The sequence below is a fragment of the Pseudomonas sp. GW822-FHT05A08 genome, assembly GCF_058800485.1.
In genome coordinates this window covers 2,968,219-2,994,048 of sequence record NZ_CM179511.1, presented here as the reverse complement: position 1 = coordinate 2,994,048, position 25,830 = coordinate 2,968,219, and the positions used below count along the sequence as shown (strand labels likewise).

Sequence of the window (25,830 nt, the reverse complement as noted above, 5' to 3'; positions counted from 1 at the left end):
GCCGGATCAGGACAACTGCGGGGTTTTCTATGAATTTCATGAATGTTGACAGCGTATTGCCCTGGACTAGATTCCCTGACGTGCAAGGAATCAAGGCGAACGCCATGGAGAAACGACAGGATTTCATGCACTGGTGGAACGACCTGCGCATGGAGATGCTCAAGCAACAGGAGAGCGCACAGGTCTTTGCGCTGCTGGAACGGGAGGTCCGGTCCCTGGGGTTTGATTTTTACGCTTACGGAGTCAGGCATTCGATCCCCTTCACCCGCCCGAAAATCGACATCTATGGCTCTTATCCGCAAGCCTGGGTGGAGCGTTACCAGCAACAGAACTACGCCGCGATCGACCCGACGATCCTCAACGGCCTGCGCTCCACGGAAATGGTGGTCTGGAGCGACGCCTTGTTCGGCAAAGGCTCGGTGTTGTGGGGCGAGGCCCGGGAATGGGGCTTGCGGGTGGGCGCCACCTTGCCCATCCACACGCCCGACAGCGCCCTGAGCGTGTTGTCGGTGGCCCGTGAATGCACGGCGATCAGCGCCGTGGAACTGGAAGAAATCCGCCTGCGCCTGCGCTGCATCATCGAACTGGCGACCGTGCGCCTCGGCGAACTCGGGCACCCCAGCAGCCAGGCCGAACAGCTGGAACTGAGCGCGCGCGAGCGGGAAATCCTGCAATGGACGGCCGACGGCAAGAGTTCCGGGGAGATTGCCCTGATCCTGGGCATCTCGGTGAATACCGTGAATTTCCACCTCAAGGTCATCCAGAAGAAGTTCGGCGCGGCCAACAAGACCCTGGCCGCCGCCTACGCCGCCGTCCTGGGGCTGATCTGACGCTTCACCCGACGATAAGGATATCGCCCCATGATCACTGTGATTTCACGGCATGAAAGCCAGCTTTCGCCGGCCCTGCGCGACGACCTCGGCCGCTATCGCCATGCGGTCTTCATCAAGCAATTGGGTTGGCGACTGCCCTCCAGCGCCAGCCAGTGCGGGCAGGAGCTCGATCAGTTCGACCACGCCGACACCCGCTACACCCTGGCACTGGACAGCGAGGAAAAGATCCACGGCTGCGCCCGCTTGCTGCCGACCACCCAGCCCTATCTGCTGGCGGACGTGTTCGGTTTTCTCTGCGACCGACCCTTGCCGCGCCAGCACGACACCTGGGAAATCTCGCGCTTCGCCGCCTCGGCGCTGGAAGGCGGCAAGCTGCCGATGCGGGTGTTCTGGCACACCCTGCACACCGCCTGGACCCTGGGGGCGAACTCGGTGGTGGCGGTGACCACGCCGGCGCTGGAGCGTTATTTCCTGCGCCATGGCGTGGCGCTGAGCCGGCTCGGCCAGCCGCAACGGGTCAACCGCGACCACTTGCTGGCCCTGGACTTTGCGGCCTACCAGAAAAACGGCCGCGCCGCGCTTTATACGCAGTCAGCGGCCGTGGCTTCGCTGAATCAGGCATTTCTGCGCGGCAACCCACCGCCAACGCGCGGTGGGCCGCCGGCGGGTCAGGCGCTCAGGGAGTAGACCAGCGCGGTGATGGCCACCAGGCCGACCAGGGTGACGAACACGTTGGAGGCCTGGCCACGGTAGCGGGCCATGGCCGGCACCTTGCGGATGGCGTACATCGGCATCAGGAACAGGATGGCCGCGATGATCGGGCCGCCCAGGGTTTCGATCATCCCGAGGATGCTCGGGTTGAGCGTGGCGACTATCCAGCACACCACCAGCATGAAGGCCGCGGTCATGCGGTCCAGGGCCTTGGCGCCCGGGCGGCGGCCGCTTTTCACGATCAGCCCCTTGAGGCCTTCGCTGGCGCCGATGTAGTGGCCCAGGAACGACTTGGCGATGGCCACGAACGCGATCAACGGCGCGGCGAAAGCGATGGTCGGGTTGCTGAAGTGGTTGGCCAGGTACGACAGGATCGACAGATTCTGCGCCTTGGCTTCGGCCAGCTGGGCCGGCGACAGAGTCAGCACGCAGCTGAAGACGAAGAACAGCACCATCGCCACCATCAGCAGGTGGGCGCGGGACAGGATCTGCGAGCTGCGCTCTTCGGCGTGGGCGCCATACCGGCGCTTCTGGTCCACGGCGAAGGCCGAGATGATCGGCGAGTGGTTGAACGAGAACACCATGACCGGGATCGCCAGCCACAAGGTGTGCAGGAACGCCGAAGGTTCAGGCAGGGTACTGGCGGTGCTGAGGATGCCGCCGTTCCAGTGCGGAATCAGGAACACCGCGAGGAACAGCAAGGCGACGATGAACGGGTAGACCATCAGGCTCATGGCCTTGACGATCACCTGCTCGCCGCAGCGCACCACGGCCAGCAGGCCGAGGATCAGCACCAGCGACAGCACGGCGCGCGGCGGCGGCATGATGTGCAGCTGGTGCTCCATGAAGCTGCCCACGGTGTTGGTCAGGGCCACGCTGTAGATCAGCAGGATCGGGAAGATGGCGAAGAAGTACAGCAAGGTGATCAGGGCGCCGGCCTTGATCCCGAAATGCTCTTCCACTACTTCCGTGATGTCCGCGCCGTCACGCCCGGAAAGCACGAAGCGGGTCAGGCCACGGTGGGCGAAGAAGGTCATCGGAAAGGCCAGCAGCGCCAGGACCAGCAGCGGCCAGAAGCCGCCCAGGCCGGCGTTGATCGGTAAAAACAGGGTGCCCGCGCCGATGGCGGTGCCGAACAGGCCCAGCATCCAGGTAGTGTCTTGGCGATTCCAGCTAGCTAGGGTCGCTGGGGCTGCCGCTTCAAAGCGTTGATCAACGCTGTTGGCCTGATCATTCATCCGGTGGGATCTCCACATTCCGGTCATTTGCCACTCGGCCAGGGCGCGTCGGAGTACCCGACAGACAGAGCCCTCGCCGAAACAGGGGCGCGATTGTCCGGGATTACTCACCAGAAGCAAAGACTTAGCTGAGGAACGGTTTGCCAGTACAGATGTCTGGAGCGCGGTTTTGCGGGGTCGGGCACAAGGTTTCATTGATCTGTGGCAAGCGCTGGCCCCGGGTTTCGGCCGGCCTGCGTGCCGGGCGCGCGGATCATCATCCCCATCGGCATGCCCCTGAAGACAGCAGGTGTGCCCATCAAACGCAGAAGCCAGGGCAAGGCCCTGGCTTCTGGTTGGTTGCAACGAGGCGGTCCGGTTCAAGGTGTGCCCGCCATCGGCAAACGCTAGGTCTGCCCTTGCGCTTCCTCTTCCTTCAACGCCGCCTGCACCAGGGGGTGCAGCACCGCGCCGGGGTGTGTCACCTCCCAGGCGGTCAACTCTCTGCGCATGGCCGGCGTCCAGAAGCTTTTCAGGTGCTGACGCACGCTACGCACTGCCTGGGCCTTGTCCGGTTCGCTGGCGAAGAACTGGGCAATCTGGTTGGCCATCTTGATCAGGCTTTCGCTGCTCATCGGCGCACCTCGGCTTTCTCGGCATGACGACGCTCCCGCAGCAGGCGCCCCTGTTCATCACTGAACGCCTGATAACGCTTCTGCCATTCGGAAGGCTGGTTGACCCGCACCACCTCTACCGCCGTCACCTTGTATTCCGGGCAGTTGGTGGCCCAGTCGGAGTTGTCGGTGGTGATCACGTTGGCGCCCGATTCCGGGAAGTGGAAGGTGGTGTAGACCACCCCCGGTGCCACCCGCTCGCTGACCCTGGCCCGCAGCACTGTCTGCCCGGCGCGACTGCCGATGCCGACCCAGTCGCCATCGACGATGCCGCGGTTCTCGGCGTCGGTCGGGTGGATTTCCAGGCGGTCCTCCTCGTGCCAGGCCACGTTGTCGGTGCGCCGGGTCTGGGCGCCGACGTTGTACTGGCTGAGGATGCGCCCGGTGGTCAGCAGCAACGGGTAGCGGCTGTTGACCTTCTCCTCGGTGGGCACGTAGCCGGTGAGCATGAAGCGGCCCTTGCCGCGCACGAATTCATCGATGTGCATGGTCGGCGTGCCGTCCGGCGCGGCATCGTTGCACGGCCATTGCAGGCTGCCGTGCCGATCCAGCTCGGTGTAACTGACGCGGTGGAAGGTCGGCGTCAGGCGCGCGATCTCATCCATGATCTCCGATGGGTGGTTGTACTGCATTTTGTAGCCCAGGGCCTCGGCCAGGGCGATGGTGGCCTCCCAGTCGGCCTTGCCGGCCAGGGGCTCCATCACCTTGCGCACCCGGGAAATGCGGCGCTCGGCGTTGGTGAAGGTGCCGTCCTTCTCGAGGAAGGAGCTGCCCGGCAGGAACACATGGGCGAACTTGGCCGTCTCGTTGAGGAAGATGTCCTGCACCACCACGCACTCCATGGCCGTCAGGGCGGCGGTCACGTGCTGGGTGTTGGGGTCGCTCTGGGCGATGTCCTCGCCCTGGCAGTAGAGCGCCTTGAAGGTGCCGTCCAGGGCCGCCTCGAACATATTGGGGATGCGCAGGCCCGGGTCGGGTTGCAAGGTCACGTTCCAGGCCTGTTCGAACTCGGCGCGCACCGCCTCGTTGGAAATATGCCGATAGCCAGGCAGCTCGTGGGGGAAGGAACCCATGTCGCAGGAGCCCTGGACGTTGTTCTGCCCGCGCAGCGGGTTGACCCCGACACCCTCGCGGCCGATGTTGCCGGTGACCATCGCCAGGTTGGCGATGCCCATCACCGAGGTGCTGCCCTGGCTGTGCTCGGTAACGCCCAGGCCGTAGTAGATGGCCGCGTTGCCCCCGGTGGCGTAAAGCCGCGCGGCGTCGCGGATCTGCCTGGCGGGCACGCCGCAGATCGGCCCCAGGACCTCGGGGGAGTTTTCCGCCAGGCTGACGAAATCGCGCCAGCGGGCGAAGTCCGCCGCTTCGCAGCGCTGATCGACGAAAGGCTGGTTGACCAGGCCCTCGGTGACGATCACATGGGCCAATGCGTTGAGCATCGCCACGTTGGTGCCCGGACGCAGCTGCAAATGCAGGTCGGCACGGGCATGGGGCGAATCCACCAGGTCGATGCGCCGCGGGTCGATGACGATCAGCCGCGCGCCCTGGCGCAGGCGGCGCTTGAGCTGGGAACCGAATACCGGGTGGGCGTCGGTGGGGTTGGCGCCCATCACCAGGATGACGTCGGCCTGCATCACCGAGTCGAAACTCTGGGTGCCGGCGGATTCGCCCAGCGTCTGCTTGAGGCCGTAGCCGGTGGGCGAATGGCAGACCCGGGCGCAGGTGTCGACGTTGTTGTTGCCAAAGGCGGTGCGCACCAGCTTCTGCACCAGGTAGGTCTCTTCGTTGGTGCAACGGCTGGAGGTGATGCCGCCGATCGAGTCGCGCCCGTATTTCAGCTGGATGCGGCGCAACTCGCTGGCCGCGTAGGTGACCGCCTCTTCCCAGCTGACTTCCTGCCACGGATCGCTGATGTGCTTGCGGATCATCGGCTTGGTGATGCGGTCCGGGTGGGTGGCGTAGCCCCAGGCGAAGCGGCCCTTGACGCAGGAATGGCCGTGGTTGGCCTGGCCGTTCTTGTCCGGGACCATGCGCACCAGCTGCTCGCCTTTCATTTCCGCGCGGAAAGAGCAGCCCACGCCGCAGTAGGCGCAGGTGGTGATGACACTGCGCTCGGGCTGGCCGATTTCCACCACGCTCTTTTCCATCAGGGTGGCGGTCGGGCAGGCCTGCACGCAGGCGCCGCAGGACACGCACTCGGAGTCGAGGAAATTGTCGCCGCCGGCCGCCGCCACCCGGGAATCGAAGCCGCGCCCGCTGATGGTCAGGGCAAAGGTGCCCTGGGTTTCCTCGCAGGCACGCACGCAGCGGTTGCAGACGATGCACTTGCTCGGATCGTAGTCGAAATAGGGGTTGGAGACGTCCTTCTGTTCGTCCAGGTGGTTGGCGCCCTCATAGCCGTAGCGCACTTCCCGCAGGCCCACCTGCCCCGCCACCGTCTGCAACTCGCAGTTGCCGTTGGCCGAGCAGGTCAGGCAGTCCAGAGGGTGGTCGGAGATGTACAGCTCCATCACGTTGCGCCGCAGGCTGGCGAGCTTGGAAGTCTGGGTGTGGACGACCATGCCCTCGGTCACAGGCGTGGTGCAGGAGGCCGGATAGCCGCGCATGCCCTCGATCTCCACCAGGCACATGCGGCAGGAGCCAAAGGCTTCCAGGCTGTCGGTGGCGCAGAGTTTGGGGATAGTGGTGCCGAGCAACGCCGCGGCGCGCATCACCGAGGTGCCGGAAGCGACGCTGATTTCCCGGCCGTCGATGGTCAGGCTGACCTGTACCGCGCTTTCGCGGGCCGGGGTGCCGAGGTCGATATCACTGGTAGGGTCGAAGATATTGATCATTGGTCGGCCTCCGTGGTCGCCAGACCGAAGTCGGCGGGAAAGTGCTTGAGGGCGCTGGCGACGGGGTAGGAAGTCATCCCGCCCAGGGCACAGAGCGAGCCGTATTGCAGGGTGTCGCAAAGGTCTTGCAGCAGCAGCGCCTGTTCCTCACGGGCCGCGGCGTCGGTGCTGGCGATCAAGCGGTCCACCACCTCCACTCCACGGGTCGAGCCAATCCGGCACGGCGTGCACTTGCCGCAGGACTCCTCGGCGCAGAACTGCAAGGCGAAACGGGCCATGTGGGCCATGTCCAGGCTGTCGTCGGCGACCACCACGCCACCGTGGCCGAGCATCGCGCCCATGGCGGCGAACGCCTCGTAGTCCAGCGGCGTATCGAACTGCGCGGGGGGCACCCAGGCCCCCAGCGGCCCACCCACTTGCACCGCCTTCAGTGGCCGGCCGCTGGCGGTACCGCCGCCATAACCTTCCACCAGCTCGCGCAGGCTCAGGCCGAAGGCGCGTTCCACCAGGCCCGCCTGGCGGACGTTGCCGGCCAGCTGGAACGGCATGGTGCCCAGGGAACGCCCCATGCCGAAGTCGCGATAGAACGACGCGCCCTTCTCCAGGATGATCGGCACCGAGGCCAGGGTCAGCACGTTGTGCACCAGCGTTGGCAAGCCGAACAGGCCCTGCAGGGCCGGCAGCGGCGGCTTGGCGCGAACCGTGCCGCGCTTGCCTTCGAGGGACTCCAGCAGCGCCGTTTCCTCACCGCAGATGTAGGCCCCGGCCCCCACCCGCACGTCCAGGTCGAAGGGGCGGCCGCTACCGCCCACGTTCGCCCCCAGGTAACCGGCCTCGCGGGCGATGCGCAGGGCCTCGTTCAGGGTGCCGATGGCGTCCGGGTATTCCGAGCGCACGTAGATATAGCCCTTGCTGGCCCCCACCGCGATACCGGCGATGATCATGCCTTCGATCAGCAGGAAGGGGTCGCCTTCCATCAGCATGCGGTCGGCGAAGGTGCCGGAGTCGCCTTCATCGGCGTTACAGACCACGTATTTCTGGGCACCCGCGGCTTCGCGCACGGTGCGCCACTTGATCCCCGCCGGAAAGGCCGCGCCCCCCCGGCCGCGCAGGCCGGAGTCGAGCACGCTGGCGACCACCTGCGCGCCCTCCATCTGGATGGCCCGGGCCAGGCCCTGGAAACCGCCCTGGGCGCGGTAGTCGTCCAGGGACAGCGGTTGAGTGATACCGGCCCGAGCGAACAGCAGGCGCTGCTGGCTCTGCAGATAAGGGATCTGCTCCACCGGCCCCAGGGCCAACGGATGGCTGCCGGGGTCGCCCGTCAGGGCGTCGAGCAGGCTCGGCACGTCCTCCGGAGTGAGGGGGCCGAAACCCAGGCGGCCGTCGGCGCTGTCCACTTCAAGCAGCGGCTCCAGCCAATAAAGGCCACGGGAACTGGTGCGGCACAGCTCCAACGGCAATTGTCGACGCTCGGCCTCACGCACCAGCGCAACGGCCACCTTGTCCGCGCCCACGGCACGGGCCACCGAATCGCGGGGGATATAGAGCTTCAGCATGCGCCATCCTCCAGGCAGCCACTCACCAGCTGGCGCAGGCGCTCGGGGGTGATCCGGGCGTGCAGTTCGCCGTCCAGTTCCAGGGCCGGCGAACAGGCGCAGGCCCCCAGGCAATAGACCGGTCGCAGGTTGATACTGCCGTCGGCCGTGGTGCCATGGTCGTCCAGCAACAGTTGTTCGCGCAGTTGCGCAGCCAGGCCTTCGGCGCCCCGGCTCTGGCAGGACTCGGCCCGGCACAGGCGCAGGGTATGGCGTGCGGGCGGCGTGGTACGGAAATCGTGGTAGAAGCTGATCACGCCGTGCACTTCAGCCAGGCTGAGGTTGAGGGCATGGGCGATCTCGGGGATGGCGGTGTCGGGAATGTACCCGCAACCGTCCTGAATGGCGTGGAGAATGGGCAACAAGGCACCGGGAGTGTCCTTTTCGCGCTCCAACACGCTGTGAATCAGAGGCAGGTGAAGCGTGTCATCAGACATAAACGTACCTCGGCATCTCGAACGACATCGCTACATAGCGGTAGCCGTCCGGAGTCTTCGGCTGCAGCGCCCGGCCACGTCACGGAGGCGTGGATCCTCGGTCGCCATTCTTGCTCTCCGGCCAAGTGTCTTGGCGCACCGGGTCCGGGGCATCCTGGAAGCTTGCCCATCGCCATGGTCCGGCGATTGCACCCAGGCGACCCATCGTGTCCTGAAAGCGACCTGCTGGTCGGGAGCGCTGACCCTCCCCCGTTCAAGACACTCAAGCAAGCTCAGCGTAGTCCACAGGCCCCATCGATTACCCGCCCGGCTCGCTGATGCAGCGCTGCAAAACGCGGCACCAGGCCTTCAGCGCCCTCGCCCGACGGCTGAAAACCGCCAATGCCCGGACACTCAAACCAGCATCCTTCTCGGATTGACAGTGCGCGAACCCCGGCCCCATGATCGGCGCCATGAATCCTTTCCCGCGCCACCTCACCCGCACGACCACCACGACCGCTTCCGGCGGGTCGTGTGGTCGCTGCATGAGCTGATAACAGCGCAGTCGAACCCAAGGCCCCGCCAGCAATGGACGGGGCCTTTTGTTTCTCCGTCCAGCTGGCTCACAAGGAGAAACACCATGCCGTCACCCCAGGCCCAGCGCCCCGCCCTGCTGATCGTCGACATGCAGGTCGGCCTGTTTCACGGACCAGAGCAGCCCTTCGAGGGGCAGCGCGTACTCGACAACATCAACCAACTGATCCACCGCGCCCGGCAGGCCGGCGCGCCGGTGATCGCCATGCGCCATACCGGCCCGCAAGGTTCGCCCATCGCCGCCGGCAGCGCGCCGTGGCAACTGCTGCCGCAATTGCAGCTCGAGGCCAGCGACCGGCGGCTGGACAAAACCCGCCCCAATTGTTTTGTCGGCACCGGGCTGGCCGAACACCTGCGGGCGGCGCAGGTCGATGAGCTGGTGATCGTCGGCATGAAAACCCAGTACTGCATCGACGCCACCTGCCGCGCCGCCCTGGACCTGGGGTTCGCCGCCGTGCTGGCGGAGGATGCCCATACCTGCATGGACACCCCGGCGCTCCCGGCCCGGGCGATCATCGACCACCACAATGCGACCCTGGACGGCGCCTTTGTCCGGCGAGTGAAAACCGCCGATATCCGCTTCTGAATGCCCTCTCTGCAGAAGCCATGTCAGGCGCAAGACCGTGATCGCCGCTGCTTCTGTAGGAGCCAAGCTTGCTGGCGATCAGGCTCTTGAATGCGGCGCCGCTCTCCAGGCCGCGGTCGCGGGAAAAACCCGCGACCGCGCCTTGCCAAAGCGCCCTGCAATCCGCAATCTTGAGCCCTTGAGTGGTTTATCACGGTACAGCAGCTCCCTGAGCCGTACGCCGGTTGCCATCGCTGCGCCGTACGCCGTCCGTCCCTCTTCAGTCCTTCAGGAGACACGCATGCCCGCCACCGTTCTGGTCCTCGTCGAAACCATCAATGACTACCTGTGGATTCTGGAAAACCAGGGCTTCCACCTGATCCTCGCGCCGACGCCCAGCGAACGAGCGGCCGCCATCAAGGCCCATGCCGGGCAGATCAACGCGGTGCTCACCCGTGGTCCGCTGGGCCTGAGCGCCGAAGAAATCGCTGCCTTGCCGCACCTGGAAATCATCTGTGTGATCGGCGCCGGCTACGAGCAGGTCGACCTGCAGGCGGCGAGCAACCGTGGCATAGCGGTGAGCAACGGCGCCGGGGTCAACGCCTCGTCGGTGGCCGACCACGCCATGGCCCTGTTGCTGTCCCTGGTGCGTGACATTCCCCGTGCCGATGCCGCCGTGCGGCGCGGCGAATGGCCGAAAGTCATGCGCCCTTCCCTGGCCGGCAAGCGCCTGGGTGTCCTCGGCCTCGGCGCCGTCGGCCTGGCCATCGCCAAACGCTGCGCCAATGGCTTCGACATGAGCGTCAGCTACCACAACCGGCAGATCCGCAGCGACGTGCCCTACAGTTTCTGCCCGACCCCGACCGAACTGGCGCGGCACTCGGACTTCCTGGTGGTCGCCACGCCTGGCGGCATAGGCACTCGCCAGCTGATCGACAAAGCCGTGCTGCAGGCCCTGGGGCCGGAGGGTTTCCTGGTGAACATCGCCCGCGCCAGCGTGGTGAACAGCGCCGACCTGCTGCAGGCCCTGGAGCAACGCAGCATCGCCGGCGCGGCCCTGGACGTATTCGACGACGAACCGCGGGTGCCGGATGCCTTGAAGACCCTGAACAATGTGGTGCTGACACCCCACGTCGCCGGGCTGTCGCCGGAAGCGACCCAGGCCACCGTGGAGCTGGTGGGCAAGAACCTCGTCGCCCACTTCAGCGGCCAGCCGCTGTTGACCCCCATCGCCCTGCCTGCCCCGAACTGAACCCGGCGCGCTACGAAAGGCGCCTGCGGCGCTGCGCGCAAACAGGTTGATGCGCGAGCCCGGTCGAAATGCTCATTCAGGCCCGGCGAACTGGACTAGAGTGAAGCCGGGCCCATTCAAACGCTTGTATCAAAAGCAATGATTGCCCGGCAACACGCTCACCTATAAAGGCCTGCGGCGATTGTGGCGCTCAGGTGGGCACATTAGATTAGCCAATAATCTCTGGCCTCCAGAATAAGCAGAAGGGATAAGCATGGCGCTTACTGACCAGTCCACCCGTACTCGCTCCGGCGAGGAACTCGATGCCAACCTGATCGATCCGTACCTCAAGGCGCATATTCCGGGCCTGACCGGCACCCCGCAGATCAGCCAGTTTCCGGGCGGCGCTTCGAACCTGACCTACCTGCTGGAATACCCGGGACAGGAATTCGTCCTGCGCCGCCCGCCCTTCGGCCACAAGGCCAAGTCGGCCCACGACATGGGCCGCGAATACCGCATCCTCAACCAGCTCAAGGACGGCTTTCCGTATTGCCCGAAAGCCTATGTGCACTGCACCGACGAATCGGTGATCGGCGCCGAGTTCTATGTGATGGAGCGGGTCAAGGGCATCATCCTGCGCTCCGACCTGCCGCCGGAGCTGGGTTTCGACGCGGCCAGGACCGAGGCCCTGTGCAAGAGCTTCATCGACAAGTTCGTCGAGCTGCACCGTGTCGACTACAAGGCCTGCGGCCTGAGCGACCTGGGCAAGCCCGAAGGTTATGTGCAACGCCAGATCAAGGGCTGGAGCGACCGCTACGAGAAAGCCCTGACCCCGGATGCGCCCAAGTGGGAAGCGGTCAAGGCCTGGCTCAACGACAAGATGCCGGCCGATCACCCGACCTCCAGCATCGTGCACAACGACTACCGCTTCGACAACGTGATCCTCGACCCGGCCAACCCGATGCAGATCATCGGCGTGCTGGACTGGGAGCTGACCACCCTCGGCGATCCGCTGATGGACCTGGGCAACACCCTGGCCTACTGGATCGAAGCGGGCGACCCGGCGCCGGTGCAACTGATGCGCCGCCAGCCGAGCAACGCCCCGGGCATGCTGACTCGCCAGCAGTTCGTCGACTACTACGCCGAACGCGCCGGCATCCAGATCGGCAATTTCGACTTCTACTACACCTACGGCCTGTTCCGCCTGGCCGGCATCGTGCAGCAGATCTACTACCGCTTCTTCCATGGCCAGACCCAGGACAAACGCTTCGCGCAGTTCATTCACATGAACAAGCTGCTGGAGCAGATGAGCCTGCAGGTCATCAAGAAATCCAGCCTCTGATCGTCCCGACGCGCCAGGCACACAATAAGGAAAAACCATGTCCAAGACCCAGTTGTTCGACCTCGACGGCAAGATCGCTTTCGTCTCCGGCGCCAGCCGCGGCATCGGTGAAGCCATCGCCAAGCTGCTGGCCCAGCAAGGCGCCCATGTGATCGTCTCGAGCCGCAAGCTCGAAGGCTGCCAGCATGTGGCCGATGCCATCGTCGCCGCTGGCGGCAAGGCCACCGCCATCGCCTGCCATATCGGTGAGATGGAGCAGATCAGCCAGGTGTTCGCCGGCATCCGCGAACAGTTCGGGCGCCTGGACATCCTGGTCAACAACGCTGCCACCAACCCGCAGTTCTGCAACGTGCTGGACACTGACCTGAGCGCCTTCCAGAAAACCGTCGACGTCAACATCCGCGGCTACTTCTTCATGTCGGTGGAAGCCGGCAAGCTGATGCGCGACAACGGCGGCGGCAGCATCATCAACGTGGCCTCGATCAACGGCGTGTCCCCCGGCATCTTCCAGGGCATCTACTCGGTGACCAAGGCCGCGGTGATCAACATGACCAAGGTCTTCGCCAAGGAATGCGCGCAGTTCGGCATCCGCTGCAACGCCCTGCTGCCGGGCCTGACCGACACCAAGTTCGCCTCGGCGCTGGTGAAGAACGACGCGATCCTCAAGACCGCCCTGGCGCAGATCCCCCTCAAGCGCGTGGCCGACCCGAGCGAAATGGCCGGCGCCGTGCTCTACCTGGCCAGCGACGCCTCGAGCTACACCACGGGCGTATCGCTGAATGTGGACGGCGGTTTCCTGTCCTGATCGACCTTCGCCGTACAACAAAGGCAGCCTGCGGGCTGCCTTTTTATTGCCCGGCACCCACACCTCGCCCCCAACCTTTCTCAAACAGAAAACCAAACCTGTCACAGTTCTGGTATCAAGCTCGTAGCACTCTATAAATATTTTGTTACAAGCTCATTTGTCATGCTATAACCCTCTCGCAGTTATTTTTCTGCAACACCACTCATATGAAAAACCATTGTTTGAAAACAGCGGAGGTCGATGTGTGTCTTAAAGAAAAACAACTTGAGGATCAACAACTGACCATTCGTTGATTGTCGACTTCTTAATATGTACCACCTAGTGAGTATCAAGCGATACAGTAACGATAACCGAGACTGAACTCGCTATTGCTCAGTAAAAACAATAAACACACCACGTGCTTCTAAACAGCACCTTTGTTTCAGCCCGTCATTTAAACCCTGCCTATTACAAGAGATCGAAACATCAGTTTCGACCAAGGACATATCTCAAGGAAAAGGAACATGGACGTAGCAGGTATCGATTCAGACAAACGCAGCAACCGCTTAAAACCAGCTTCCCTGAGCCCTGTCGCAATGGCCATCGCCTTGTGGCTGGGTCAGGGCCAGATGGCTCTGGCAGATAATCCGCCCACCGGCTCGCCCTATACACCCCAGGTCTTGGAGGCTGCGTTCAGGAAAGCCGCTGCGTCATTCGCGCCGGGTACCGCCGTGTATACCAACTTGCGTTTTGGTGTAGGCAATACCCTGGACCTGGCAGCCAAAGAGTTTGCCGCACAATCGACAAAGTTCGACTCGTTGCTCCAGCAGAACTACGAGTTGCAGACGGAAAACCTGTCGATCAGTGCAATGCTCGGCGATACGAGCAAGCCACTTGATTACAACAACAATCTGGATCGCTATAAAAGCCGCCTGTTCAGCAACTCCGGCCGTTATACCCAGAACATATTCGACTTCGCCAAAGCAATCATTGCCAACCTGCCGGCAGCCCAACCTTATACCTATATAGAGCCGGGCGTGGCCACGGACCTGCACAAACAACTCAATACCGGACAGTCATGGTCCGCCGCGACCGGCAACTGGAGCAATAACGCGCAAACCTGGAAGACTCCGGAAGCTCAGGTCAACTCCGGCCTGGACCGGACCAACGCCTATTACGCCTATGCCCTGGGTATCACCGGGAAAGGGGTAAACGTCGGCGTGCTGGACTCGGGCATCCTCAGTGAACATTCGGAGTTCCAGGGCAAGAACGCCGCAGGCGAAAACCGTGTGCAGGCGGTCACCTCTACCGGCGAATACTACGCAACCCATCCGCGCTATCGGTTGGAGGTGCCGGCCGGTGAGTTCCACAAAGGTGAGCACTTCAGTATTGCGGGTGAGTACGACCCGAGCTTCAACGACGGCCACGGCACGGAAATGTCCGGAGTACTGGCGGCCAGTCGCAATGGTACCGGCATGCACGGCATCGCCTTCGACGCCAATCTGTTCGTGGCCAACACCGGCGGCAGCGACAACGACCGTTATCAAGGCTCCAACGACCTCGACTACAACGCCTTCATGGCCAGCTACGACGCGCTGGCGGCGAAAAAAGTGTCGATCGTCAACCAGAGCTGGGGGCAGAACTCGCGTAATGACGTAGAGAACCACTTCGGCACTGTCGGCGACAGCCCGCAGGCTATCCTCAGGGACATGACCGCCGCCTACCGGCCGTTCTGGGACAAGGCCCACGCGGGCCAGAAGACCTGGATGGATGCCATGGTCGACGCCGGCCGGCAGTACTCGTTCATCCAGATCATCTCCGCCGGCAACGACAGTCATGGCGCCAACCCGGACACCAACGCCAACCTCCCCTATTTCAAGCCGGACCTGGAATCCAAGTGGCTGTCCATCACCGGTTATGACGAGAGCGGCGCCCAGGTCTACAACCGCTGCGGCACCTCCAAGTGGTGGTGTGTCATGGGGGTTTCCGGCATTCCGTCCGCAGGACCGGAAGGCGAGATCATCCCCAACGCCAACGGCACCTCGGCGGCCGCCCCCAGCGTTTCCGGCGCCCTGGCCCTGGTGATCCAGCGCTTTCCCTACATGACCGCGAGCCAGGCCCGCGATGTCTTGCTGACCACCTCCACCCTGCAAACCCCGGACGGCCCCGACACCCCGGTCGGCGACCGGACGGGCGGACGCACCTACGACAACCTGCAACCGGTGCACGACGCCGCTCCCGGCACCCCGCAGGTGCCAGGGGTGGTCAACGGCTGGGGCCTGCCCAACCTGAAAAAGGCCATGCAGGGCCCGGGACAGTTCGTCGGTGCACTGGCCGTGGCGCTGCCCGCCGGCACCCGCGATATCTGGGCCAACGACATCTCCGACGAAGCGATCCGTGCCCGACGCAGCGAAGACGCCGCCGAACAGGCCACCTGGAGCGCGATCAAGCAGCACAAAGGCTGGGTCAACGGTCTACCGGCCGGGGCCTCGGCGGACGATCAATTCCAGTACCAGATCGGCATGGCCCGGGAACAGGCAACGCTGACCCGCGGCCTGGACCCGCTGACCGGCCAGACCTATGTCGGCAGCCTGACAAAGTCCGGGGATGGGGAACTGGTACTCGACGGTCAGAGCAGCTATTCGGGCAGTACCTGGGTCCGTGGCGGCAAGCTCTCGGTGGACGGCAGATTGACCTCCAGCGTGACGGTCGATGGCAGCGCCGTGGGCACCGTAGATGCCAATAACCAGGTGGTCACCCGTCTCGGCGGCACCCTGGCGGGTAACGGCAGCATCGGCACCCTGCTGGTGAACAACGGCGGTACCGTGGCCCCCGGCCATTCGGTCGGCACCCTGCACACCGGCGACGTCACGTTCAACCCGGGCTCGGTGTACGCGGTGGAAGTCGCCGCCAACGGGCAGACCGACACCCTCCAGAGCACGGGCGTGGCTACTCTCAACGGCGGACAGGTCACCCTCTCCATGGAAAACAGCCCCAACCTGCTGTCTGCGGCCCAGGCCAGCAGCTACCTGGGCCAGCAGTTCAACATCCTCAGCGCCAGCCAGGGTATCAACGGCCAGTTCGCTTCCGTCGCCCCCAGTTTCTTGTTCCTCGACACCCGCCTGAACTACCAGCCGAACCAGCTGAACCTGGGCATCTACCGCAACCAGACCGCGTTCGCCAGCGTAGCCTTGACCCGTAACGAGCGTGCCGTCGCCAGCGCCATCGACACATTGAGCGCAGGTAATCCGGTGTACGAGAGCATCCTGGCCTCCGACTCGGCGGAACTGGCGCGACAAGCCTTCAACCAGCTCGATGGCCAGGTGCACTCCGACATCGCCGCTGCGCAGATCGCTGACAGCCGTTACCTGCGTGACGCAGTCAACGGCCGCCTGCAACAGGCTCAGGCCCTGGATACCGATATGGATATCCAGGCCAGCAGCAATGGTGGCTGGGTGCAATTGCTCGGCGGCCACAGGCAAGTCGACGCCGATCACAACGCCACGCGCTACAGCACTTCCACCACCGGCGTCCTGCTCGGTTTGGACACCGACGTCGGCGATGGCTGGCGCGTCGGTGCGGCAACCGGCTACACCAGGACCGATCTGAACGGAGCCTCCAGGACTTCCGCCGACAGCGACAACTATCACCTGTCGATCTATGGCGGCAAACGTTTCGACAGCATCGCCCTGCGCCTCGGCGGAGCCACCATCTGGCACCGCTTCGACACTTCCCGTGACGTGACGTACGGCAACCAGTCGAGCCATGAAAAAGCCAACTACAACGCGCGTACCGATCAGGTGTTCGGCGAAATCGGCTACACCCGGTGGGCGGCTTTCGAGCCCTTCGCCAACCTCAGCTACATCAACTTCCAGAACGACTCGTTCAAGGAACGCGGCGGGGCAGCAGCCTTGCATGGCAGCAAGCAAAGCCAGGACGCCACGCTCTCGACCCTTGGCCTGCGAGGTCATACGCAATTGCCGGTGAGCGCCACCCGCTCGGTGACCTTGCGTGGCGAGCTGGGCTGGGAACACCAGTACGGCGACCTGGATCGTGAAACCTCATTGAAATTTGCCGGCAGTGCGGCGGCCTTTGCGGTGAACGGCGTGCCGGTGTCTCGCGATGGCGCGGTGGTCAAGGCCGCTGCGGAAATGGCCATGAGCAAAGACACCCTGGTGTCGCTGAACTACACCGGGCTGGTGTCCGGCCATGGCGGTGGCAGCTCGGTCAACCTGGGGTTCACCTTCCAGTTCTGACCCTGCCCAGGTGATCGGCCCATGGGTGCAATGACTGTTCATTGCACCCTTTTTTATTTGCGCCCTTCGGCTTTCCCCGGCCGGGTTGCCGAGCAGCAGCGGCGCGCTGCTGAAAATTTATTCCATAGATTGCAATTACGGAATTTTTATTCCATAAAGAGCATTCCTTACAACAACAATTCTGCAAGGGGTCGGCGATGGGTGAACTGGGAATAGGCTTGATCGGCACGGGCTTCATGGGCCGGGCCCATGCGCTGGCGTTCCGTAATGTCAGCGCGGTATTCGAATTGCCGGTGCGCCTGCACCTGGCGGCGCTGGCCGATGCCGACCGCCAGCGCGCCGAGCACTGCGCGGCGGCCTGGGGTTTTGCCCAGGCCCACGGCGACTGGCAACGGCTGATCGACGACCCCAGGGTCGACCTGGTGGCGATCACCACCCCCAATCACCTGCACTTCCCCATGGCCATGGCCGCCCTGAAGGCCGGCAAGGCGGTGTATTGCGAAAAGCCCCTGGCGGTCAGCGTCGAACAGGCGCAGCAAATGCAGCACGCGGCCCAGGCCGCCGGGGTGGTCACCCGGGTCGGCTACAACTACCAGCACAACCCGATGATCGTGCAGGCCAAGGCGCTGATCGACAGCGGCGAACTGGGGCAGATCGTCAGCTTCCAGGGCGAGTTCAGCGAAGACTTCATGGCCGACCCGGCCTCGCCCTTCTCCTGGCGCTGCGATCCGCAGCACGCCGGTGGCGCCCTGGCCGACCTGGGCAGCCACCTGCTGGCCATGGCGCGTTATCTGCTGGGCGAGGTCGAGGCGGTCTGCGCCGACAGCCAGACCGTGCACCACCAACGCCCGGCCAGCGCCGGCAGCCAGGAGCAGCGCCCGATCGCCGTGGACGACCAGGCCCATGCTCTGCTGCGTTTCGCCAGCGGTGCCCGCGGTACGTTCAGCAGCAGCTGGCTCAAGCACGGCTACAAGAACCACCTGAGTTTCGAGATCAGCGGCACTCGCGGCACCCTGGCCTTCGACCAGGAACGTCTCAATGAACTGCGCCTGTACCGTGCCGGTGATAGCGGCTTCCAGCGCCTGCTGGCCGGGCCTGCCCTGCCCGGCTACGCCGCCTTCAGCCCGGCCCCGGGGCATCAACTGGGCTACAACGAGCTCAAGACCCTGGAGGTCCATGAGCTGATCATGGCGCTGGGCGGCCAGGGGCAAGGCGGGACGGATTTCGCCGAGGCCTGGCAGGTCGAGCGCCTGGCGGCGGCGATTCGCCTTGCCGCCGCCGAACAGCGCTGGGTGACCCTGTAGCCGCTGCTGAGCCAAGGCGAAGCTGCGAAAAGGTCCGCAGGACCTTGCTTGGCGGCCTCAGGATCGCGGCGTCTGCTGCGCAGCCGTTCGCAGCCTGCGGCAGCGGCTACAAGGGTAATGCCGCCAGGCGTGCGGCCAGAGCCTTGGCCTGGCTGGCCACGTCGGTCACCGCGGTGCTTTCCCACCACATGCCGCGCAACGGCGGGCCCATGGCGAACAGCCGGCGGGCAACCTGCCCTTCGCCATCCACCACCGCGCCAGCGGCGTCGGCCCAAATTCCCAGGGCCAGCGGCCCCGGCGTGATCAGGCCACGGGCCAGCAGCTGCTGCGGCAACGGCCGGGCGACCCGGCGCCAGTCGTATTCGATGCCGCTGGAGTTGATCAGCGCATCCCCCGCGACCCAGCGGGTTTGCGCTTCGCCGCGGCGACGGATGCCAATCGCCAGGCGCCCATCCGCCGAAGGCTCCAGGCCCTTGAACGAGGCCGCCTGGATGCGCAACCGCCCTTCCCCGTGCAAACGCGCCACCAGCTCGGCGCTCAGCGGCGGCGAACGGTGGTGATGGCTTTCCCACCACGGCCGCACATGGCGCACGAACTGCCGGCGCTGCACGTCCGTGGCCTGGCTCCACAAGCGCCCGATATGGGCGCGCACCGTGTCCAGCGGCGCCTGCCAGTCCACGCCATCCGCCAGCGCCTGGCGACATTGCCGACGCAGCTCGCGCAGCAACTGGCGCGGGCTGCGCAGGCTGGGATCCTCGGCGAGGAAGTCGACCCAGGCCGGTGGCTGGCGCCGCACATGGGGCAACAGGCCGTGGCGCGAGAACACCTCGATCGGCCCGCGATGCCCGGCCTGCTCCAGGGACACCACGGCGTCGACCATGGTCAGCCCGGAGCCAATGATCAGCACCGTGGCCTGCGGGTCGAGCCGGCTCATGGCCGAAACGTCCCAGGGATCCAGCGCGGCGGCGTTGAGACCGCTGGATTGAGTCTGCGGCGTGCGTGCCGCCGGGAACATGCCGGTGGCCAGCACGGCAAAGGCGCCGCGTAGTTGCTGGCCGTCGTTGAGGGTCAGCCAGGCACCCTCGGCGTCGGCCTGCAAGTCCACCACCTCGGCGCGCACATGCGCCACCGTCGAACCCTGCGAGGCGCCAATCGCCTGGGCCTCGGCCAGCCGCTGCTGGACATACAGGCCGAAGATTCCGCGCGGAGGAAACAGCTCGCTGATGGGCACAGGCTGCTGCTTCGATTCCGGCCAGCCGCCGGCGGCGATGTAATCGCTCAGCCATTGAGTCAGGTCGTCGGCGTTGTCTGGGTCGACGCTCATGCGCGCGGCGTTGCCGTTCAGGGTGTGGCCCAGCTCGACAGCGCTGTAGGCCTCGCCGCGCCCCAGCTCGCTGCGCGGCTCGATCACCAGCACCTGGCGCCGGCCCGGCAGGCGCAGCAGTTGGGCGGCGAGCAAGGCGCCACTCAGGCCGCCGCCGACGATCAGCACATCGGCATCACGGGTGGCGCCGCTCGCCTGTCCGTTGGGTGTTTGGCTCATGGGGTTCTCACGGTTCAGTGCCTGCCTAGGTAGAAGTCCTGCAGATCGCCCCGGGCCAGCAGTTCATCGGTGGTGCCGGACCAGGCCACGCGCCCGGTGTCGAGCACGTAGGCCCTGGAGGCGTACTTGAGCGCCACATTAATGTTTTGTTCGGCGATCAGGAAGCTCACCCGCGCCTCGCGATTGAGTTGCGCGACGATTTCGAAAATCTCCTGGACGATGATCGGCGCCAGGCCCATGGACGGCTCGTCCAGCAGCACCAGGCGCGGCCGGGTCATCAGCGCGCGGCCGAGGGCGACCATCTGCTGCTCGCCGCCCGAAGTCAGGCCGGCGCGGGTGCCGCGCCTGGTCTTCAGGCGCGGGAACCAGGCGTAGATGCGTTCCAGGTCGGCGGCCAGTTCCCGGCGGCTCAAGCCACGGACAAAACCGCCGCTGCGCAGGTTGTCCTCCACCGTCAGCTGCGGGAACACATGGCGCCCCTCCAGCACATGGACCATGCCCTGGCGCACCCGCTGGCTGGGATCGACGCCGGCGCTGTCCTGGCCGAGAAAGGCGATCGAGCCCCGGCTGACCTCGGCCCGCTCGGCGCGCAGCAGCCCGGAGATCGCCTTGAGGCTGGTGCTCTTGCCGGCGCCGTTGGCCCCCAGCAAGGCGACTATGCCGCCCTCGGGCACGCTCAGGGAGACCCCGGCCACCGCGAGAATCGCACCGTCGTAGATCACCTCGATATCGCGCACCTGCAACAGGTCGTCGGCCGTGGCGGCCGGAGCGGTCTGGCTCATGCTTCATTCATCCCCGGTGCAGCTGCGTGGCGTGAGGTTCTTCTCCTTGGCGAAGGCCGCTGACTTCTCGTCGATCAGCGGCCGCAGCAAGGCGCGGTCGGCGGCGATCCAGTCGCTGATCAGGGTCCAGTGGGCGCCGTCCCACTGCTGCACCCGCGCCGAACCGCCGCCCTCGTGATCGCGGCAGGACAGCTTGAGGTTCTGCATCAACCCCAGGTAACCCATGTCCTTGAGCCGGGCGTCGTCGATGTTCAGGTGCTCCAGGCCCCAGCGGCCTTCTTCGCCATTGAGCGGGCGCTGGCCGAACTTGCCCTGGGCGGTGCGGATCGCCTCGACCGCCACCGCGGCGTTCACCAGCCCGGAGTTGTAGTACACGCTGCCGAAGTTCTTCAGGTCCGCAAGGTCGCTCTTGCCCTGGTCGAGGATGTGTTGCTTGAGGCGTCGGTGGATGTCGAAATCGCTTCCCGCCGGATAAGGCGTCAGCGCCAGGTAGCCTTTGGCCGCCGCGCCGGCCGGCAATACGTCTTCGCTGGAGCTGGCCCAGATGTCGCCGATGATGTGGTCCACCGGGAAGCCGAAGCGCGCGGCGGTCTTCACCGCCACCGGGGTCGAGACGCCCCAGGTGCGCAGGAACACCCAGTCGGGGTTCTGCTGGCGCACCTGGCGCCATTGCGCCGACTGCTCGTTACCCGGATCGGCCACCGGGATCTGGATGTTCTCGAAGCCGTATTTTTCCGCCAGCAGCTTCAGCGGGCCGAGGGTTTCCCGGCCATAGGCCGAATCGTGGTAGACCGTGGCGATCTTCTTGCCCTTGAGCTTGTCGAAGCCGCCCTCGCGCTCGGCGATGTAGTTCACCAGGGTCGACGCCTCGCTGTAGAAGGTCAGCATCACCGGAAAGTTATAGGGAAACACCGTGCCGTCGGTGGCTTCGGTACGGCCGTAACCCAGGGTGATCAGCGGGATCTTGTCGACCTCGGCGCGCTCGCTCAGGGCATAGGCCGCCGGTGCGCCGTTGGGCTGGTAGACCGCCACCGGTGCGCCATCCAGGCCGTTCTTGAAGCGCTCGTAGCACTCAATGCCCTTCTCCGCCGTCCACTCGGTCTCGCACTCCTGCCAGACCAGCTTGACCCCGTTGATCCCGCCTTCCACCTGATTGATGTAGTTCAGGTAGTCGATCATGCCGGCCCACACCTGCACCCCGCTGGAGGCATAGGCGCCGACCCGGTAAGTGGCCAGCGGAAAGAACTGCTGGTCCGCCGCGGCCTGCGCCACGGGCGCCGCGCCGCCGAGGATCGCCAGCGCCACCGCGACGCCGGCCAGGGAACGTTTCAAGGATGCACGCATATTTTTCTCTACTCAGGAGTGGAATTCAGAAACGCAGCGGCCAGTGGCCCAGCCGTTGCCGGAGATTGCCCAGCAGGCGGACCAGGCCCTCCGGCTCCTTGATCAGGAACAGGATGATCAGCACGCCGAAGATGATTTTCTGCAGGTTCTGCAACTGCCCGGCATCCACCGCACCGCCCGACAGGGCTTGTCCGGCGTGGCTCAACAGGATCGGCAGCAGGCTGATAAAGGCCGCGCCGACGAAGTTGCCAGCCACGCTGCCCATGCCGCCGATAATGATGATGAACAGGATCTGGAACGAACGATTGATATCGAAGCTGCTGGCGCTGGCGGTGCCCAGGTAGGCGAAGGCCCACAGGGCGCCGGCGATGCCCAGGTAGAAGGAACTGACGGCGAACGCCAGGCGCTTGTAGCGCGCCACCGGAATGCCGATCACCGCCGCCGCGGTGTCCATGTCGCGAATCGCCATCCAGTTGCGCCCGACCTGGCTGCGCACCAGGTTCAATGCGACCCAGGTCAACAGCAGCACGCAGGCCAGGGTCAGCAGGTAACGCCCGACCGGGGTATTGAGGTCATGGCCGAACAGGCTCAGGCGGGGCGCCGAAATGGTCCCGGAGGAGCCGTAGTTGTAGAACCAGGGAAACTTGACGAACAGCCACTCCAGGAAGAACTGCGCCGCCAGGGTGGTGACCATCAGGTAGAAGCCCTTGATCCGCGAACTGGGCAGGCCGAACAGCCAGCCCACCGCCGCGCTGATCAAGCCACCGCCGAGCAGCGCCAGGGGCAGGCCCAGCTCCGGCAGGCGCAGCAGGAACCCGTAGGTGGCGAAGGCTCCGACCGCCATGAAGCCGGCGGCGCCGACCGAGGTCTGGCCGGTGTAGCCGGTGAGCAGGTTGAGGCCGAGCCCTGCCAGGGACAGCACCAGGAACGGGATCAGAATGGCGTTGAGCCAATAGTCGTTGCCCACCAGGGGCACGCCGACCAGGGCCAGCAACAGCAGGCCGCCCAGGCCCCAGGGCAGGCGGCGCGGGATCAACAGCACAGGCGCGGTGGCCTGGCTCAGGGGGATGGACATGGGTTCAGACTCGCTCGATGGCGCGCTCGCCGAACAGGCCGGCGGGACGGATATAAAGGAAGGCCAGGGCCAGCACATAGGCGAACCAGGGGGTGATGCCGCCGCCGATCAGCGGGCCGATGTAGACCTCGGCCAGATTCTCCGCGGCGCCGACGATCAGCCCGCCGACTATCGCCCCGCCGATCGAGGTGAAGCCGCCGATGATCAGCACCGGCAAAGCCTTGAGCACCACCAGCGACAGCGAGAACTGCACGCCCTGGCGCGCGCCCCAGAGCAGCCCGGCCACCAGCCCAACGATGCCGGCCACCGCCCAGACGATCTGCCAGATGCGGTTGAGGTTGATGCCGATCGACAGCGCGGCCGTGGTGTCGTCCGCCACCGCCCGCAGCGACACGCCGATCCGGGTCTTGTTGAACAGCAGCGCCAGCACCGTCACCAGCACCACCGCCGTGGCCGCGGCGATCAGGTCGAACTGGCTGAGCATCAATGGCCCGAGCAACAGCGGCACGTCGTCGATGCCCAGGTCCAGCGCCCTGACCTGGGAGCCCATCAGCCCCTGGGCCAGGCCTTCGATGATGAACGACAGGCCCAGGGTGGCCATGAACAGGGTGATCTGCGAACGATTGACCAACGGCCGCAGCACCAGCCGCTCGATCAGCCAGGCGCCGGCGATCATCACCAGCACCGTCGCCAGCAGCGCCAGGACAAAGGGCACGCCTTGGTCGTGCAGGCTGACGAAGGTCAGCGCGGCGAACAGCAACATCGCGCCCTGGGCGAAATTGAACACGCCGCTGGCCTTGTAGATCAGCACGAAGCCGATGGCCACCAGCGAATACAGGGTGCCGGCCAGCAGGCCGCCCAGCAGGGTTTCGAAGAAAAAGCTCATCAGTGCACCGCCCCCAGGTAGGCGGCGATCACCTCGGGGTCGGCCTGCACTTCGGCCGGGGTGCCGTCGCCGACCTTGCGCCCGTAGTCCAGCACCACCACATGGTCGGACAGGTCCATGACCACGTTCATATCGTGCTCGATCAGCACCACCGTGGTGCCGAGGTCGCGGTTGATGTCGGCGATGAAACGCGCCATGTCCTGTTTTTCCTCGGCGTTCATCCCGGCCATGGGCTCGTCCAGCAGCAACAGGCTGGGCCCGGCGATCAGGGCCCGGCCCAGCTCGACGCGCTTTTGCAGGCCGTAGGCCAGGTTGCCCACCGGCACATCGCGCTGCGCCTGCAACTCGAGGAACTCGAGAATGCCCTGGGCCAGTTGCCGATGGGCCTCGGCCTCGCGCCGCGCCCGGGGCAGCCCCAGGGCCTGTTCGATAAAGCGGGCGCGGGTGTGCCGCGACAGGCCGCTGAGCAGGTTGTCGATCACGCTCATCTTCTTGAACAGCGCGTTGTTCTGGAAGGTGCGGCCGATGCCTCGGCGCGCGGCCTGCAAGGGGTCGATGCGCTGGAACGCCTCGCGGTCGAAGACAATCGAGCCGGCGTCGAAGCGATAGACGCCGTTGAGGATATTGAGCAAGGAGCTCTTGCCGGCGCCGTTGGGCCCGATCAGCGCGCAGATCTCGCCGCGCGCGACCGCGAAGGACAGCTGGTTGATCGCCTTCACCCCCTTGAACGACAGGGAGATGGCATTGACTTGCAGGATGGGGTCGGCGGCGCTCATGCGATATTCCGTTTGAAGTCGGCCAGCCACACCGGCGCCGAAGGTGTCGAGGGGTTGCCGGGGGCCTGCCAGATGTAATCCAGGCGCTGGAACCCCAGGAGCCGGCGCACCCGGTTCTTCAGCAGCCGTTGCAGGGGGCGGTGCGGCTGGGCAATGGCCCAGTCGCACAGGCGGCGGCGCCAACTGCCCACGGGCGCCAGGCGGCTTTCGATGTCGTCGGCCAGGCGTTGCAGGCAAGGGCCCGAGAGCAGCAGGCCGCTGGGGGCGACATCGCGGCGGTCGCGGCCGGCCGAACCGCGGCTTTCCGGGAAGGCCAGGCTATGGCCGCTGTGCAGCCACTGGTGCAGCAAGACCCTCAGGCCTTCCGGCCATTGCGTGCCCTCCTCGCTCCACAGCTGCGCGGCATGGGCCGGATGCCGCCAGTGGTTCTGGCGCTGGGGCTTTTCCCGGCTGCCGAGCAGGTCGCTGAAGGCCAGCACCGGCTGGCGCGAACCTTCCGGCAGGCGCGGAACAGGTTGATGGGCAATCAACAATTGCGGGGCCATGCTGCTTTCGCCGGCGGCGACCCAGCGCAGCAGTTGCTGGCGCGAATGCACGAAGGCATGGCTGGGGCGCAGGTTCCACAGGGCCTGGCGCAGGGCTTGCGGGTCGAGCTCGTCGCTCAGGGTCAGCACCTGGCCGCCCACCCGTTGCGCGGCCAGGGCCAGGAGCAGCAGGTTGGGCTCGAACAGGCCGCTCAACGCCAGTCGCGAGCCTTCGTCGAAACCCTGTTGGCGCAGGCCGTCGGCCAGGCGCTCGACATCCCGCGCGGCATCGATCCAGCGCCAGTTGTACCAATGGCCGTGGCGCTTGTGACGCAACGCGCTGGCCAGCGGGCTGACCTGCGCCCAGTGCTGCAACAGCTCCAGGGCCGCGGGCAGCAGCACAGTGTTTTCCGGTGTTCGCGCGTCCGCCGGGGGCGAACGCTTGAGTTCATGCACGCTCATGGACTGACCTCGATTCCTTGGGCAAAAGCGTGCGGTGGTCCGCTGGCCGGTTTTTGGGTTTGCACTGCACCTGTAGCCGCTG

General features: G+C 65.3%; 20 protein-coding genes. 8 read left to right on the top strand and 12 right to left on the bottom strand.

Features of this window, described 5'->3' with window-relative positions:
* Nucleotides 1-104 precede the first annotated feature (104 nt).
* Entirely contained in the window at nt 105-830 is a 726-nt protein-coding gene (locus tag AC3RCP_RS13465) for an autoinducer binding domain-containing protein (RefSeq protein WP_087087868.1), read from the top strand.
* Nucleotides 831-860: 30 nt separating this feature from the next.
* A complete protein-coding gene (locus AC3RCP_RS13460) occupies nt 861-1,520 on the top strand; it encodes an acyl-homoserine-lactone synthase (RefSeq protein WP_492569937.1) in 660 nt (219 codons plus the stop codon).
* Here the strand turns inward: AC3RCP_RS13460 and AC3RCP_RS13455 are convergent.
* From AC3RCP_RS13455 to AC3RCP_RS13435, 5 genes are all read right to left on the bottom strand, one after another.
* Nucleotides 1,502-2,782, bottom strand: a complete 1,281-nt coding sequence (locus AC3RCP_RS13455; RefSeq protein ID WP_007923872.1) for a serine/threonine transporter — start codon at nt 2,780-2,782, stop codon at nt 1,502-1,504. The two genes, AC3RCP_RS13460 and AC3RCP_RS13455, sit on opposite strands and share 19 nt — an antisense overlap.
* Before the next feature lie 386 nt (nt 2,783-3,168).
* Nucleotides 3,169-3,396 carry a formate dehydrogenase subunit delta gene (locus AC3RCP_RS13450; RefSeq protein ID WP_007923873.1) on the bottom strand — a complete coding sequence of 76 codons (228 nt, stop codon included), beginning with the start codon at nt 3,394-3,396 and terminating at the stop codon, nt 3,169-3,171.
* Nucleotides 3,393-6,269, bottom strand: a complete 2,877-nt coding sequence (fdhF, locus tag AC3RCP_RS13445) for a formate dehydrogenase subunit alpha (protein ID WP_492569935.1) — start codon at nt 6,267-6,269, stop codon at nt 3,393-3,395. Before fdhF ends, AC3RCP_RS13450 begins: the two co-directional genes overlap by 4 nt.
* Entirely contained in the window at nt 6,266-7,825 is a 1,560-nt protein-coding gene (locus tag AC3RCP_RS13440) for a formate dehydrogenase beta subunit (protein ID WP_101337635.1), read from the bottom strand. Before AC3RCP_RS13440 ends, fdhF begins: the two co-directional genes overlap by 4 nt.
* A complete protein-coding gene (locus AC3RCP_RS13435; RefSeq protein WP_038579753.1) occupies nt 7,819-8,301 on the bottom strand; it encodes a formate dehydrogenase subunit gamma in 483 nt (160 codons plus the stop codon). Before AC3RCP_RS13435 ends, AC3RCP_RS13440 begins: the two co-directional genes overlap by 7 nt.
* Before the next feature lie 619 nt (nt 8,302-8,920).
* On the opposite strand from AC3RCP_RS13435, the gene AC3RCP_RS13430 reads away from it, so the two are divergent.
* From AC3RCP_RS13430 to AC3RCP_RS13405, 6 genes are all read left to right on the top strand, one after another.
* Nucleotides 8,921-9,460 (top strand): cysteine hydrolase family protein, encoded by a 540-nt coding sequence (locus AC3RCP_RS13430; RefSeq protein WP_492569932.1) that lies wholly within the window; start codon nt 8,921-8,923, stop codon nt 9,458-9,460.
* A gap of 280 nt (nt 9,461-9,740) precedes the next feature.
* Nucleotides 9,741-10,691: a 2-hydroxyacid dehydrogenase gene (locus AC3RCP_RS13425; protein WP_007923879.1), complete on the top strand. Its 951-nt coding sequence runs from the start codon at nt 9,741-9,743 to the stop codon at nt 10,689-10,691.
* Nucleotides 10,692-10,944: 253 nt separating this feature from the next.
* The gene (locus AC3RCP_RS13420; RefSeq protein WP_009043417.1) at nt 10,945-12,012 is read left to right on the top strand and encodes a phosphotransferase family protein; all 1,068 of its coding nucleotides are present in this window, start codon (nt 10,945-10,947) and stop codon (nt 12,010-12,012) included.
* Nucleotides 12,013-12,049: 37 nt separating this feature from the next.
* A complete protein-coding gene (locus tag AC3RCP_RS13415) occupies nt 12,050-12,817 on the top strand; it encodes an SDR family oxidoreductase (protein WP_025809412.1) in 768 nt (255 codons plus the stop codon).
* A gap of 503 nt (nt 12,818-13,320) precedes the next feature.
* On the top strand, nt 13,321-17,052 hold the full coding sequence (locus tag AC3RCP_RS13410) for an autotransporter domain-containing protein (protein ID WP_492569930.1): 3,732 nt from the start codon (nt 13,321-13,323) through the stop codon (nt 17,050-17,052).
* 197 nt (nt 17,053-17,249) lie between these two features.
* On the top strand, nt 17,250-18,356 hold the full coding sequence (locus AC3RCP_RS13405) for a Gfo/Idh/MocA family protein (RefSeq protein ID WP_101337630.1): 1,107 nt from the start codon (nt 17,250-17,252) through the stop codon (nt 18,354-18,356).
* 106 nt (nt 18,357-18,462) lie between these two features.
* On the opposite strand, the gene AC3RCP_RS13400 is transcribed toward AC3RCP_RS13405, so the two are convergent.
* The 7 genes from AC3RCP_RS13400 to AC3RCP_RS13370 are packed head-to-tail and all read right to left on the bottom strand — an operon-like array spanning nt 18,463 to nt 25,748.
* Nucleotides 18,463-19,899, bottom strand: a complete 1,437-nt coding sequence (locus AC3RCP_RS13400; RefSeq protein WP_101337629.1) for an FAD/NAD(P)-binding protein — start codon at nt 19,897-19,899, stop codon at nt 18,463-18,465.
* A gap of 14 nt (nt 19,900-19,913) precedes the next feature.
* On the bottom strand, nt 19,914-20,681 hold the full coding sequence (locus AC3RCP_RS13395; RefSeq protein WP_007923885.1) for an ABC transporter ATP-binding protein: 768 nt from the start codon (nt 20,679-20,681) through the stop codon (nt 19,914-19,916).
* A gap of 3 nt (nt 20,682-20,684) precedes the next feature.
* Nucleotides 20,685-22,025 carry an ABC transporter substrate-binding protein gene (locus tag AC3RCP_RS13390; RefSeq protein ID WP_101337628.1) on the bottom strand — a complete coding sequence of 447 codons (1,341 nt, stop codon included), beginning with the start codon at nt 22,023-22,025 and terminating at the stop codon, nt 20,685-20,687.
* A 25-nt stretch (nt 22,026-22,050) separates the two neighbouring features.
* Nucleotides 22,051-23,100, bottom strand: coding sequence for a branched-chain amino acid ABC transporter permease (locus AC3RCP_RS13385; protein ID WP_101337627.1), 1,050 nt, complete (start codon nt 23,098-23,100; stop codon nt 22,051-22,053).
* 4 nt (nt 23,101-23,104) lie between these two features.
* Entirely contained in the window at nt 23,105-23,986 is an 882-nt protein-coding gene (locus tag AC3RCP_RS13380; protein ID WP_087087895.1) for a branched-chain amino acid ABC transporter permease, read from the bottom strand.
* Entirely contained in the window at nt 23,986-24,762 is a 777-nt protein-coding gene (locus tag AC3RCP_RS13375; RefSeq protein WP_102680094.1) for an ABC transporter ATP-binding protein, read from the bottom strand. Before AC3RCP_RS13375 ends, AC3RCP_RS13380 begins: the two co-directional genes overlap by 1 nt.
* Nucleotides 24,759-25,748 (bottom strand): AMP-binding protein, encoded by a 990-nt coding sequence (locus AC3RCP_RS13370; protein WP_253363726.1) that lies wholly within the window; start codon nt 25,746-25,748, stop codon nt 24,759-24,761. Before AC3RCP_RS13370 ends, AC3RCP_RS13375 begins: the two co-directional genes overlap by 4 nt.
* Between the last annotated feature and the right edge of the window lie 82 nt (nt 25,749-25,830).